The 12935-nt window shown below is 69.5% G+C and carries 15 protein-coding genes and 1 tRNA gene; 9 read left to right on the forward strand and 7 right to left on the reverse strand.

What is annotated here, in order from left to right; translation table 11 throughout:
- Position 1: 1 nt before the first annotated feature.
- The 3 genes from ACTHL4_RS03425 to ACTHL4_RS03435 all read left to right on the forward strand — a co-directional run bounded on the left by ACTHL4_RS03425 (position 2) and on the right by ACTHL4_RS03435 (position 2559).
- Entirely contained in the window at positions 2-829 is an 828-nt protein-coding gene (locus tag ACTHL4_RS03425; RefSeq protein ID WP_440281337.1) for a fumarylacetoacetate hydrolase family protein, read from the forward strand.
- 99 nt (positions 830-928) lie between these two features.
- Positions 929-1780 carry a glutamate racemase gene (gene murI, locus ACTHL4_RS03430; protein WP_440281364.1) on the forward strand — a complete coding sequence of 284 codons (852 nt, stop codon included), beginning with the start codon at positions 929-931 and terminating at the stop codon, positions 1778-1780.
- A complete protein-coding gene (locus tag ACTHL4_RS03435) occupies positions 1777-2559 on the forward strand; it encodes an MBL fold metallo-hydrolase (RefSeq protein WP_440281338.1) in 783 nt (260 codons plus the stop codon). The genes murI and ACTHL4_RS03435 overlap by 4 nt, the downstream gene beginning before the upstream one ends.
- Before the next feature lie 55 nt (positions 2560-2614).
- Here ACTHL4_RS03435 and ACTHL4_RS03440 read toward each other — a convergent pair whose 3' ends face one another.
- Genes ACTHL4_RS03440 through ACTHL4_RS03450 form a run of 3 tightly spaced genes read right to left on the reverse strand, consistent with a single transcriptional unit; the run spans position 2615 to position 6248 of the window.
- The gene (locus tag ACTHL4_RS03440) at positions 2615-3823 is read right to left on the reverse strand and encodes a hypothetical protein (RefSeq protein WP_440281339.1); all 1209 of its coding nucleotides are present in this window, start codon (positions 3821-3823) and stop codon (positions 2615-2617) included.
- A gap of 10 nt (positions 3824-3833) precedes the next feature.
- Complete coding sequence (locus tag ACTHL4_RS03445) at positions 3834-4979, reverse strand: SPFH domain-containing protein (RefSeq protein WP_440281340.1); 1146 nt, start codon at positions 4977-4979, stop codon at positions 3834-3836.
- A gap of 9 nt (positions 4980-4988) precedes the next feature.
- A complete protein-coding gene (locus tag ACTHL4_RS03450) occupies positions 4989-6248 on the reverse strand; it encodes an MFS transporter (protein ID WP_440281341.1) in 1260 nt (419 codons plus the stop codon).
- A gap of 69 nt (positions 6249-6317) precedes the next feature.
- On the opposite strand from ACTHL4_RS03450, the gene ACTHL4_RS03455 reads away from it, so the two are divergent.
- The 4 genes from ACTHL4_RS03455 (at position 6318) to ACTHL4_RS03470 (ending at position 9902) form a co-directional block, all read left to right on the forward strand.
- The gene (locus tag ACTHL4_RS03455; protein ID WP_440281342.1) at positions 6318-6821 is read left to right on the forward strand and encodes a MarR family winged helix-turn-helix transcriptional regulator; all 504 of its coding nucleotides are present in this window, start codon (positions 6318-6320) and stop codon (positions 6819-6821) included.
- Positions 6822-6886: 65 nt separating this feature from the next.
- The gene (gene rph / locus ACTHL4_RS03460; protein WP_440281343.1) at positions 6887-7645 is read left to right on the forward strand and encodes a ribonuclease PH; all 759 of its coding nucleotides are present in this window, start codon (positions 6887-6889) and stop codon (positions 7643-7645) included.
- Positions 7642-8256, forward strand: coding sequence for an RdgB/HAM1 family non-canonical purine NTP pyrophosphatase (rdgB, locus tag ACTHL4_RS03465; protein WP_440281344.1), 615 nt, complete (start codon positions 7642-7644; stop codon positions 8254-8256). The genes rph and rdgB overlap by 4 nt, the downstream gene beginning before the upstream one ends.
- 32 nt (positions 8257-8288) lie before the next feature.
- Positions 8289-9902 carry a molybdopterin-dependent oxidoreductase gene (locus tag ACTHL4_RS03470; RefSeq protein ID WP_440281345.1) on the forward strand — a complete coding sequence of 538 codons (1614 nt, stop codon included), beginning with the start codon at positions 8289-8291 and terminating at the stop codon, positions 9900-9902.
- 82 nt (positions 9903-9984) lie between these two features.
- Here ACTHL4_RS03470 and ACTHL4_RS03475 read toward each other — a convergent pair whose 3' ends face one another.
- Positions 9985-10317 carry an antibiotic biosynthesis monooxygenase family protein gene (locus tag ACTHL4_RS03475; protein WP_440281346.1) on the reverse strand — a complete coding sequence of 111 codons (333 nt, stop codon included), beginning with the start codon at positions 10315-10317 and terminating at the stop codon, positions 9985-9987.
- 64 nt (positions 10318-10381) lie between these two features.
- Between ACTHL4_RS03475 and ACTHL4_RS03480 the strand changes: the two genes are divergently transcribed.
- Positions 10382-11257, forward strand: coding sequence for an alpha/beta fold hydrolase (locus ACTHL4_RS03480; RefSeq protein ID WP_440281347.1), 876 nt, complete (start codon positions 10382-10384; stop codon positions 11255-11257).
- Here ACTHL4_RS03480 and ACTHL4_RS03485 read toward each other — a convergent pair.
- From ACTHL4_RS03485 to bcp, 3 genes are all read right to left on the reverse strand, one after another.
- Positions 11246-11320: transfer RNA gene (locus ACTHL4_RS03485), tRNA-Leu, on the reverse strand. The genes ACTHL4_RS03480 and ACTHL4_RS03485 overlap by 12 nt on opposite strands.
- Before the next feature lie 30 nt (positions 11321-11350).
- Positions 11351-11959, reverse strand: coding sequence for a class I SAM-dependent DNA methyltransferase (locus ACTHL4_RS03490; protein ID WP_440281348.1), 609 nt, complete (start codon positions 11957-11959; stop codon positions 11351-11353).
- A gap of 64 nt (positions 11960-12023) precedes the next feature.
- Positions 12024-12491, reverse strand: a complete 468-nt coding sequence (bcp, locus tag ACTHL4_RS03495) for a thioredoxin-dependent thiol peroxidase (protein ID WP_440281365.1) — start codon at positions 12489-12491, stop codon at positions 12024-12026.
- 133 nt (positions 12492-12624) lie between these two features.
- Here bcp and ACTHL4_RS03500 point away from each other — a divergent pair, with 133 nt between their 5' ends.
- Entirely contained in the window at positions 12625-12909 is a 285-nt protein-coding gene (locus ACTHL4_RS03500) for a DUF3618 domain-containing protein (protein WP_440281349.1), read from the forward strand.
- Positions 12910-12935 lie beyond the last annotated feature (26 nt).

Below are 12935 nucleotides of genomic sequence, written 5' to 3' on the forward strand. Positions count from 1 at the left end.
GGTGCGCATCGCGAGATACACCACTGGTGAGGACCCGACCTTCGGACTGGTCGACGGTGCCGGCGAGAAGATCGCCGAGATCTCCGGGGACCCCCTCTACACCAAGATCCAGCTGACCGGCGTCACCACGACCGTCGACGAGGTGCGCCTGCTGTCGCCGGTCATCCCGCGCTCGAAGGTGATCGGCATCGGCCGGAACTACGCCGAGCACGCGGCCGAACTCGGCCACGACGTGCCCGAGCAGCCGCTGATGTTCCTGGTGCCCAACACCGCCGTCGTCGGCCCGGGCGACCCCGTGGTGATGCCCCCGCAGTCGCAGTGGGTCGACTACGAGGGCGAGCTGGCGGTCGTCATCGGCCGGATGTGCAAGGACATCGAGCCGGACGAGGCACGGTCGGTGATCTTCGGCTACACCTGCGCCAACGACGTCACCGCCCGTGACCTGCAGCAGACCGACAAGCAATGGGCGCGGGCCAAGGGCTTCGACACCTTCTGCCCGCTCGGGCCGTGGATCGAGACCGACCTCGACCCGACCCGTCAGCGGGTGGTCACCCGGCTGGACGGCGTGGCCGTGCAGGACGGCACGACCGCCGACATGATCTTCGACGTCGCGTCCTTGGTCTCCTACGCCTCCAAGGCGTTCACCCTGCTGCCCGGCGACGTCATTCTCACGGGCACTCCCGAAGGGGTCGGCCCGGTGCGGTCGGGGCAGCGGGTCTCGGTGGATATCGCCGACATCGGTGTCCTGGACAATCCGTTCGTGCGGCACGACCCTCACGACGAAGCGGATGACGCCGCCGGCAACGGGGACGCCGCACCCGCGGTGTGACGCGTCCGACGCTGCATCCGGTCGAAGCGACTCGTGCGAGACCTTAGGCTGGAATTCGTGCCTGCTCCGCCGACCCGACCGTCATCGCCGGGTGGACCCGTGCCCGCAGCGGCCTGTGCCGCCGAGGCACCGATCGGCATCTTCGACAGCGGGTACGGCGGACTGACCGTCGCCCGCGCCGTGCTCGATCAGCTGCCGCACGAATCCATCGCCTACCTCGGTGACACCGCGCACGCGCCCTACGGGCCGCGTCCGATCGGCGAGGTGCGGGCGCTCGCGCTCGACTGCCTCGACCGGTTGGTCGACCACGGCGTCAAGGCCCTGGTGATCGCCTGCAACACCGCCTCTGCCGCGGTGCTGCACGACGCGCGGGAGCGGTATGACGTGCCGCTCGTCGAGGTGATCCGCCCGGCCGTGCGCCGCGCGGTGCGCGCCACCACCCACGGCAGGGTCGGGGTGATCTCGACCCGGGGCACGCATCAGTCGCGCGCCTACCCGGACGCGTTCGCGGCCGCACCGGTCCTCTTCGTCAGGAGCGTCCCGTGCCCGCGGTTCGTGGAGTTCGTCGAGGCGGGCGTCACCGGCGGGCCGGAGCTGCTGGAGTGCGCACGCTCCTACCTGGAGCCGTTGAAGCAGGACGACGTCGACACCCTGGTGCTCGGCTGCACCCACTACCCGCTGCTGACCGGGGTGATCTCCTACGTGATGGGCGACGGGGTGACGTTGGTGTCCTCGGCCGAGGAGACCGCCAAGGATCTCTACCGGGTGCTCGCCGACACCGGCCTGTTGCGGCCGGATACCGCCGGTGCGCCCGGACACTCGTTCACCACCACCGGCGATCCGGACGAGTTCCGCCGGTTGGCAAGGCGATTCCTCGGGCTCGGTCCAGAGTTCGATCACGTTTTCACCGGCAACTTCCGTCGCGGTGTGAAAGTAGAGGAAGTCTCATGAAGCTGACCGTCGTGGGCTGCGCCGGCTCGTACGCCGGCCCGGATTCGCCCGCCTCCTGCTACCTGGTGCAGGCCGAGCGCGACGGTCGCACCTGGAACCTGCTGCTCGATCTGGGCAATGGCGCGCTCGGCACCCTGCAGCGTTTCATCGACCCGCTGTCGATCGACGCGATCGTGCTGTCGCACCTGCACCCGGACCACTGCGCCGACCTGTCCGGGCTGCACGTGGTGCTGCGCTATCACCCCACGCAGCCACAGTCGGTCACCGTGCCGGTCTGGGGGCCCAAGGGGACCGGGTTGCGCGTGGCCCGCGCCGCCGGTGTCACCGACGACGAGGCGAACGACCCCGCGCTGCTGGAGCCCGAGTACGACTTCCGCGATCTCACCGACCGCGGGGCGTTCACCGTGGGCCCGTTCACGGTCACCGCCGTGCGGGTCAACCACCCGGTCGAGGCCTACGGGCTGCGCGTCGAGGCAGACGGCACGGTGCTGGCCTACACCGGTGACACCGACAGCACCCCGGCGCTCGGCCCATTGCTGACCGGCGCGGACCTGGCGTTGACCGACGCCGCGTTCTGCGACGACCGCGACGACGCCGAGGGCGTCCATCTGTCCGGCCGTCGCGCGGCCGAGGCCGCCGTCGCCGCCGGTGGCGTGCAGCGGCTGATGCTCACCCACATCCCGGCCTGGAACGACCCCGAGGTATGTCGCAAGCAGGCCGCCGCGGGGTGGCCCGGGGACGTCGAGGTCGCCGAGCCGTTCGCGTCATACCAGATCTGAGCGACTCCCGGGCCGTCAGGCGCTCCGGCGGGCGTCGGTGATTCCAGGGCGTCCGTCAACCGCCCTTGGTCATCTTCACCACCAGCACCACGATCACGACGACGATGATCGCCAGCAGCACCGCGCACGCGATCTTGACCTTGCTCCACGGCCGCCGGCCCTGCACCTCACCGGTCACGCCGTTGATGAAGACCTGGAACGGGCGGCCTTCGAACGTCACGGTCAGTAGCCACACCGGCAGCAGGAGCTGGGCGAAGGTGAGCGTGCGGAACGACGTGCTGACCTGACCGACGCGTTGTTCGTCGCCGCCGATGTCCTGGCGGATGGTCGAGCGGATCTCGTCGTCCATCTGGCCGCGTGCGCCGTCCTCGAACCGCTGCTGTGCGTCCTCGTCATACGTGCGGCTGAGGTGGCCGGCGATGTACTGCGGCGAATAGGGCTGCGCCGACGGGATCGGCCACGGCTCGAGTGCGACGACCTTCTTGTGGTCCAGGCCGGTGTTCGCCGGTTCGAGCACGTCGCGGAAATCGTTGGCCACCCGTCCCGATACCGGCCACCAGTTCGTGCGGGTCTCGGTATGGCGGTTCTCGCCCTCGCCCACCACCACGGTGTAGTGCTCACCGCGCTGACCGGTGTAATCGGTGACGGTCTGCGCGTCATACGTGAAGTAGCTCAGGTAGATGCTGGTGAACGACCCGACCTCGCGGTAGGTCTTGAACTCGCGCGGCGCGAACCACCGACTGTTGATCCACTCGTTGACGGCGCGGTGCGCGGCGGACTCGTCGACCTGGAAGGGGAGCACTCCGTCGATCGGCAGCCGCTCGGGTGCCTGCTGCAGGTCGTTGCGCTGGATCGGTGTCGCGCAGTAGGGGCACTTCGTCGCGGTCAGCGTGCCCTCGAAAGACGTTCTGCCACCACAGTTCTGGCAGACCACCTCCCGGGTGAGTGACCTGGGCCGGCCGTGCTCACCGGCCGCGATGCGCTGCGCCAGGTCGTGCATCGCGGTGCCGAGGTCACGCTTGGTGACGGTGCCCTGCGGCGCCGTCAACGGCTCGGTGTGTCCGCAGGCGCGGCAGGCCAGTCGTTGATGGCCGGGGTCGTAGAACAGGTTCGCCCCGCACTGCGGGCAGGGGTAGGTGCGGGTCTGCTCGCTGCGTTGTATCTGTGCCGGGTCGCGCAACGCACCGGGGTCCGGCAGGCGCGCGGGTTGCGGCAGCGGCGGTGGCGTCGGCAGCGGCGGAGGCTGCGGCTGGTCGTCCGTCATCGGTATGACGTCACTCCGCCGGGGGAGCCGGTGGAGCGGCGTCCGGCAGGGGCGGCGGCGTGGGCGCCAGGAGTGGCGCGAGATCGGGCACGGCGGAAGCAGGCGACCACTGCGGCATACCGGCCGTCCACACCAGCGACTCCGGGGTGAGGTGACCCGAGGAGCGCAACTCATCGAGCGTGAACGGGCCCTGTTGCTGGCCGTTCACGGCGAGGTAGAAGGTCTTTCCGCCGGGCAACGGCGGGGGAGTGCCGGCCGGTTGCCCGCCCAGCGCGCCGGCCGTCTGACCGGCCATCTGGGCGCCCATCGCCGCACCCATCCCGGCGGCCATCAGCTGGCCCATGGGGCCGCCGCCGGGGTTGCCTGCGGCGGTGACCATGGCCTCGGCAGCCATCGCCTGCTGGTAGCGCTGCATGTCGCCGACATTGCCGGCCCAGCCGGACGCCTCGACGCCCTTGGCGACACCGCGGGTCATCGCATTGGTGATCTCGTCCGGCAGTGAGATGTTCATGGTGATCGCGTCGATGCCCAGGCCGTATTCGTCGTCGACGCGTTCGGCGACGAACTGCCGCAGTTTGTCGGACAGCTCGACCTGCTTGCCCTGCAGGTCGATCACGCCCAGCTTGGTCTCCATGACCATGTCGGAGAAGGCGAGGGTGATGACGCGGCGCAATAGCTCGCCGATCTCGTCGATCTGCACCTGGGAGTCGGTGCCGATGACCTGGCGCAGGAAGATCGCCGGGTCCACGACCCGCACCACGCACAGCCCGTTGGCGCGCAGTTGCACCATCTTGAAGTCCGGATCCCGCACGGTCACGGGATTGGCCGTGCCCCAACGGAAATCGGTCACCGGACGGGTGTTGATGAAGTAGACCTCGCTGCGGAACGGGCTGTTGAAGCCGTGCTGCCAGCCCTGCAGCGTCGCCATGATCGGGAGGTTCTCGGTGGTCAACTCGTACATGCCCGGCCCGAAGCGGTCCGCCAGCTTGCCGGTGTGCACGAAGACCGCTTCCTGGCCCTCGCGGACGATCAGTTTGGCGCCGTTCTTGATCTCGTTGTGGTAGCGCGGGAAGCGCCACGCGAGTGCGGAGTGCGAGTCATCGATCCACTCGATGATGTCGACGAGTTCGCCCCTGATCTTGTCCATGAGTCCCATGCCCACAGCTTAGGTATGGCGGGCGGCCTCCGGAGCCGGGACGCCGTCATCGGGGGCCGGGATCGCCCGGCGCAGATTGCGGCTGCCGCGGCCCAGCAACGGTGCCAGGGCACAGCAGGCCAGGACGATCGCGCACCCGCCGATCACCGGCTTCACGCCGTACCAGCCGGTCAGCGGCCCGGCCAGGGCGTTGCCCAGCGGCATGCCGACGAACGACACGAGGCTGTCCCAGGAAGCGACCCGGGCCAGCAGATGATGCGGCACCTCGTCCTGGATGGCGGTCTCCCACATGACGCTGAAGAACATCAGCCCCGCGTAGCCGATGAGCCCGGTCACGATGACGGTGTCGAGCCGGCCGGGCCAGACATAGCCCGCCGCCCACAGCGGCATCAGCGCGCAGGCCAGCCAGCCGATGCGCAACGGATGGCGTGGCCGCGCGCGCAGCGCGATGGCGCTGCCGATCAGGCCCCCGGCGCCTTCCGCTGCGGCGATGAATCCGAAGGCGTGCGGTCCGCCGAGATCACGCAGCGCCACCACCTGCACCAGCACCAGCAGCACGCCGTTGGCCACGTGGTAGATCCCCGCGGCGGCGATGCCGGCGAAGAGCCAGTCGCGTTCGCGGATGGTGCGCCAGCCGGCGGCCAGGTCGGCGCGGAAACTGCCCCGGTCGCCGGTCCGGACGACGGTGCTGCGGATCCGCCATACGGTCGCGCAGGAGGCGAGGTAGGTGAGTGCGTTGATGACGAAACCGGTGGGGGCACCGGCGAATCCGACGACGATCCCCGCCAGTGCCGGCCCGGCGATCATGCTGACGCCCTGCAGCACGCTCAGCAGCGCGTTGGCGTGTTGGCGTTGATCGGCCCGCACCAGAGTGGGCTTGAGCGACTGCATCGCGGGCTGGAAGAACGCACCCGCGCCGCCGGAGACGATCGTCAGCGGCGCCAGCATCGCGAACGAGGCGTGTCCGGTCGCGAAGACCGCCCCGGTCAGCGCGGCGGTGACGGCGCGCACCAGATCCGACCAGAGCATCACGGTGCGCGGCGACAGCCGGTCGCTCCACACGCCGCCGGCCAGGGTGAATGCGGTGCGGCTGACCATCAGCACGGCCATCAGGTAGCCGAGCTCGCCGACCGATCCGCCGTGCAGCAGGATCCCGACGGACAGTGCGATCGGCTGGAACGCGTTGCCCAGCCAGGACATGCCCTGGCCGACGGCAAGCAGCCGGAAGTCGGGCGAGAGCGCGCCGGCTTCGCGGGATCGGAGCTTCACACCGTCGACGATAGTTTGATGCCAAACAGTCAGTCAACGAACAATTAACCGACGTACTAATCTGTGGGGATGAGCAGGGCGCAGGACTCGGTCGATCTGCATGTTGCGCGATGGGCGGCGTTGTGGGACGGCAACCCGTCCTTCGACGGCGAGGTCGAGGCGGCCATGACGCGGATGCAGTTCCTGCTGCGCCTCAAGGCCCGGCGCGACGCCGCGGCGTTCGCAGGGCACGACTTCACCATGGAGGACTACGGCACACTGCACGAACTGATGGTGCAGCCCTATCCCACCGAGGCGACGCCGACGCAGCTGGCCGAGGCGGTCGGTGTCACCAAGGCGTCGATGACCGGCCGGCTGGATCGTCTGGAGCGCTCCGGGATGATCACCCGCGAGACCGACAGCAAGAACCGTCGCCGCGTCCTGGTCCGACCGACCCGGGCGGGCCGGGAGGCGTGGGACCGTTACGTGCACGCCGGCATGCGCCGCGAGCAGGAGATCCTCGGCGCGCTGAGCGACCGCGAGATGGTGCAGCTCAACGCGTTGCTGCGCAAGGCGGTTCGGGCCCTGGAGTGATGCTGCCTCGGGGCGGCGCAGATCCGCGCGCCGCCGCACGCCGTCCTCCTCCTACCCTTGCTTGCATGAGTGACGACGTGACCCGACATGACGGCCGTGCCCCCGACCAGTTGCGCGAGGTGCGGATCACCCGCAACTGGCTGGACCACGCCGAGGGCAGCGTGCTGGTGGAGTTCGGCAAGACGAGGGTCCTGGTCGCGGCGTCGTTCACGGCGGGCGTGCCGCGCTGGCTGGCCGGGCAGGGCACCGGCTGGGTGACCGCGGAGTACGAGATGTTGCCGCGCTCGACCAACACGCGCTCGAGTCGTGAGTCGCGCAAAGGCAAGGTGGGCGGTCGCACCCACGAGATCTCCCGCCTGATCGGGCGCTCGCTGCGCGCCGTCATCGACACCAAGGCGCTCGGCGAGAACACGATCGTGCTCGACTGCGATGTGCTGCAGGCCGATGGCGGCACGCGCACCGCCTCGATCACCGGCGCGTATGTCGCGCTGGCCGACGCCATCGCCGATGCCCGCGACCGCGGTCTGCTGGCGCCGAAGGCGCAGCCGCTGACCGGGTCGATCGCCGCGGTGAGCGTCGGGATCGTCAAGGGCCGCCCGGTGCTCGACCTGGACTACCCGGAGGACTCGACCGCCGAGACCGACATGAACGTCGTGATGACCGGCGAGGGCGGCTTCGTGGAGGTGCAGGGCACCGCCGAGGGCAAGCCCTTCGACCGTGGCGAGCTCGACACGCTGCTCGCGCTGGCCGAAAAGGGCATCGGGGACCTGACGTCCCTCCAGCAGCAGGCGCTGGCCGCTCCGGCCCGGGAGCGTCGGCGATGAGCGACCGCACGGTCGTCCTGGCCACCCGCAACGAGGGCAAGCTGCGCGAGATGCGGCAACTCGTCGCCGAGACGCCCGAGCTGATCGGTGTCGAGGTCGTCTCGGTCGCGTCGTTCCCGGACGTCGGAGAAGTCGTCGAGAGCGGCGTCACCTTCCTGGAGAACTCCTCGCTGAAGGCGCAGGCCGTGGCAAAGGCGACCGGACTGCCCGCCATCGCTGACGATTCGGGTCTCGCCGTCGACATACTCGGCGGCTGCCCGGGTGTGTTCTCCGCGCTCTGGGCCGGCACGCACGGTGCCGACCAGGCCAACATCGACCTGCTCCTGGCGCAGACCACCGACGTCGCCGTGGAGCGGCTGACCGCGAAGTTCGTCTGCTGCGTCGTGCTCGCTCTCCCGGACGGCACGCAGCGTTCGCGGTTCGGCGAGGTTCACGGACGGCTGACGCGAGACCAGCGCGGGGACAACGGATTCGGCTACGACCCGATCTTCGAGTTGCCCGACGGGCGGTCGCTTGCCGAACTGACCGATGCGGAGAAGAACGCCATCTCGCACCGTGGCAACGCGCTGCGTGCGCTGCGGGCCGACCTGACCGAATTGTTGACGCGCTAGGGCTTCACAGCGGCCGGTGCGACGATGGACACGTGGTCAAGGAATACGTCGAAACGATGCAGCCGGCGCAGCCGGGGTCGTCCGGCCGCGGCCGGCTCTCGGCCCTGGGCGGCTTCATCGCCGGTCTGGTGACCGTCGGGTGCGCCGAGTTCCTGGCCGGGGTGTTGCTGCGTCAGGGCTGGAGTGACGGCACGCCGTCACCGGTGCTCGCCGTCGGCGGCGCCTTCATCGACCGGACGCCGCCGTGGCTGAAGACCTGGGCCATCGACACGTTCGGCACCAACGACAAGCATGTGCTCCTCGGCGGGATCGCCGTCGTGCTGGTACTGCTCAGTCTCCTCATCGGCTGGCTGCTGCCGCGTCGATTCACCGCCGCGCTCGTGCTCTTCATCGTGCTGATCGGGGTCGCTGCGGCGGCCGTCACCTCCCGCCCGCACGCCGGCGCCGCCGATCTGGTGCCATTGCTGGTGGGTGCCGTGGCCGGTCTGGCGACGCTGCATCTGTGGCGCGAGCGGGTGTTGCTGCCGGCGGCCGCCGCCGGCGGTGCTGCCGCCGCGGGCCCGGGGGATCGGCCGAGGGCCGGAGCAGGCCGTCGTCCGGTGCTGCTCGGTGCCGGAGCCGCCGTTGTCGCGGTCCTGCTCGGGTCGGTGGGCCGGGCATGGGGCAACGGCGCCCGGGCCGTGCAGGCAGCGCGCGATGCGTTCGTCGTGCCCCGGGTGCCCCAGCCGGTGACGCCGCCGCCGGGTGCGTCGGTGGGTGTGCCCGGCGTGACGCCATACATCGTTCCGAACAGCGACTTCTACCGCATCGACACGGCGTTGGTGGTGCCGCAGGTGGACCCGAACTCGTGGCGGCTGCGGGTCACCGGGATGGTCGACCACGATCTCGAGATCGACTGGCAGACCTTGTTGTCCAAGCCGATGCAGCAGGCGATGGTCACCCTGATGTGCGTCTCCAACGAGGTCGGTGGCCACCTCAACGGCAACGCCGTGTGGACCGGTTGGCCGGTGCGCGAACTGCTCGCCGAGGCGCGCGTGCGCGACGGTGCGGACATGGTCCTGTCGCGCAGCGTGGACGGATTCACCGCCGGCACGCCGATCGAGGCGATGACCGACGACCGCAACGCCCTCATCGCGGTGGCGATGAACGGGCAGGCCCTGCCGGCCGAGCACGGTTTCCCGGTGCGCCTCGTGGTGCCCGGTCTCTACGGCTACGTCTCCGCGACCAAGTGGCTCACCGAGCTGAAGGTCACGACCTATCAGCAGGACCAGGGCTACTGGACTCCCCGTGGTTGGTCGCCGCGGGGACCGGTGAAGACGTCCTCGCGGATCGACGTACCCCACGGCGGCGCCAAACTCGACGCCGGCACCGTCGCGGTCGCGGGCGTCGCCTGGCACCAGCACGTGGGCATCTCGAAGGTGCAGGTGAAAGTCGATGACGGCGCGTGGCAGGACGCCCGGCTCGGCGCCGCCGCCAACGCGGATGTATGGCGCCAGTGGGTCTTTTCGTGGCAGGCGACCTCCGGTCACCACACTCTTACCGTGCGGGCGGTGGACGGTGACGGCAAGGTCCAGATCGCTGCCTTCGCCCCGCCGGCACCGGACGGGTCCACCGGGTACCACTCGATCTCGGTGACCGTGCGCTGAAGTCACCGAGAGGTCGACGGATGTCGCGAGATGGCCGTCCGGCGACATCCGTTGACCACTCGGTGCGATCCGTAGGTCTCGGTCAGCCGCGCAACACGTCGACGAAGTGGTCGACGGCCGGCACCGGGTCGTAGAAGTGGTGCAGCGACGCGCGCCACAGCTGGTAGTCGTCCGACTCCCGGAACCCGACGGTGTGATCGGTGAGCTGCTCCCACTGCACCTGGAGCAGGTATTCGTTCGGTCGCTCGACGCAGCGCGTCAGTCGAAGGTCGCGAAATCCCTTCTGTCTGCTGATGATCGGCACCGCGGCGGCGAAGGCCCGCTCGAACTCTTCCTCCTGGCCTGCCCGCACCGGCAGGACGACCGCCTCGAGGATGGGGGAGACGTCGCGCGGGCGGTCGATCGGTGTGCTCATGGGGGCGCACTCTACGTGCAGCGGTCGCGGTACGGCGCCGGCTGCTGCATGGCACGCTGGTCCCATGACTTCCATCTCACTTCCCGACGGCCGCTCCCTCGACATACAGGTCAGCGGGCCCGATGACGGCCCCGTCCTCGTCTTTCATCACGGCACTCCGGGCTCGGTGCTGCCACGGCGGAAGATGGTGGAGCAGGCTGCCGAGCGTGGGCTCCGGCTGGTGACGTATTCCCGCGCTGGGTATGGCGATTCGTCGCGACGCCCAGGACGCACCGTCGCCGACATCGCGGGCGACGTGGCAGCGATCCTGGACCATCTGGGTGCCGAGAAGGCGATGACGGCCGGCTGGTCCGGTGGTGGCCCGCACGCCCTCGCAACCGGCGCCCTGCTGCCCGAGCGCATCACCGGCGTGCTGTCCATCGCGGGTGTGGCGCCGTACGACGCCGCGGGGCTGGACTTCCTCGCCGGTATGGGCGAGGGCAACATCGAGGAGTTCGGAGCGGCCCTCGACGGCGAGCCCGAGCTGCGACCGCTGCTGGACGGTATGCGCGAGGAGTTGAAGAACGCCACCCCGGCGGCGATCCTCAGCGAACTGAGTACGTTGCTGCCGGAGGTGGATCGGCAGCAGATCACCGACGAGGCCGGCGAGGAGATGGCCGCCAACTTCCGGGAGGCGCTGAAGAACGGCGTCGACGGCTGGGCGGACGACGACCTGGCGTTCACCGTCCCGTGGGGCTTCGACCTCGGATCGATCTGCGTGCCGACGTTCGTCTGGCAGGGGAGTGCCGACCTGATGGTGCCGTTCGCGCACGGCCAGTGGCTGGCCGCGAATGTGCCGGACGCCACGGCGCACCTGCTCGAAGGAGAAGGGCATCTCTCGATCGGCATGGGTGCGATGCCGCAGATGCTCGACGAGCTCCGCGCGACGTGCGGCCGATGAGATTCGAACTCACACTGTCGGGTACCTAAAACCCGTGCCTCCTGCCAGTTGGGCTACGGCCGCTCGGCGCACGAGTCTAGGGTGTCGGCCCCGTCATGCCGCGCGCAGTATCCCGACGAAGAATTCGTCGTCACCCGGCTCGGGTCGCAGGTCGTAGGTCGCGTAGCGCGACTCGAGCCGCCAGCCACCGGCCTCCGCGTCGGCGATGAACTCCGCGGCAGGGTAGCTGCGCCGACCGGAACCACCGTCCTGGTGGAAGCCCACGAGCAGGCGACCTTCGGGTGTCACGACGGTGCGCAATGCCGCCAGGACGGCGCGTTCGGAGTCCTCGGCGAGGAACGTCAGCACGTTGCCGACACACACGATGAGGTCGTATGACGAGGGAAACTCCTGGGCGGCAAGGGAATCGGGACTGACGTCCTCCAGTCGCACCTGCGCCACGGGCAGCGCGGGGTAGGTCCGGCCGGCCTGGGCGAGCAGTTCGGCATCGAGGTCGACCCCATAAGCGTCGTGTCCGGCCGCCTCGAGGGCGGCGGCGATCCGGCCCATCCCACAGCCGGCGTCCAGCACCGTGCCGGACCGGGGCAGCAGGACGTCCGCCAGCCGTGCCTCACCGGTGATGTCGACACCGTCCTTAAGCAGCTGTGCGAACCGTGCGCCGTAACCGTGGTGCCCCTGCTCCCAACGGGACAGATTGCTCATGCAGCTGCCTCCTGCCTCGGATGCTGCATCCGGCCTGTGCCCATCGATCGCTCGCGACGCCCGCTCATCCGAGCTTCAGCGCCTTGGACAGCGACGCGACGTGCCCGGTGGCCTTGACGTTGTACCGGGCCAGCTCGACCTTGCCCTCCGGGTCGACCACGATCGTGGACCGGATCACACCCACGACGGTCTTGCCGTAGAGCTTCTTCTCGCCATACGCCCCATAGGCCTCCAGGACCGCTTTGTCCGGGTCGGCGAGCAGCGGGTAGGTGAGTGATTCCTTCTCGACGAACTTCGCGAGCTTCTCGGGCTGGTCGGGGGAGATGCCGATCACGTCGTAACCGGCACCCTGCAGGGTGGACAGGGAGTCACGGAAGTCACACGCCTCCTTGGTGCAGCCGGGCGTCATCGCGGCCGGGTAGCAGAAGATCACCAGGTGTGTGCCACGGAAGTCGCTGAGCGAGACCTCCTTCCCGCTGTCCGAGGTGAGTGTGAACTCCGGCGCCTGGTCGCCGATCTCGAGTCGAGCCATCCCTGTGACCTCCTGGAAGCTTCCGCCCACGTGTGGGCCGGTGCGAATGTCGTTCGTCATCCGTTATCGTCTCAGGCGAGCCCGACACACGCGGCGCGACCGTGCCGAACGAACTTCGAGCCGAGGAGACACCATGGCTGACAAGGCCCCCGCGAAACCCGCCACGCGTTCCGCCAAGGACATCGAGGCGGACCTCGCGGCGACGCGCGAGCGGCTGGCCGGCACCATCGACGAGTTGGCGTTCCGCGCACAGCCCAAGGAGCTCGCCAAGCGCCAGGTCGAGGACGTCAAGCTCAAGGTCGGCGGCTTCACCCACACTCCGGACGGTCAGCTGGACACCCAGAAGCTCGGTATGGCGCTGGGCGGCGTCGCCGTGGTGCTGCTCACCCTGGGCATCCTGCGCCGCGCACGTGGCTGAGCCCGCAGCGGGCAATCTGCCCATCA

This window comes from Flexivirga sp., assembly GCF_051955415.1.
Lineage (GTDB): Bacteria > Actinomycetota > Actinomycetes > Actinomycetales > Dermatophilaceae > Flexivirga.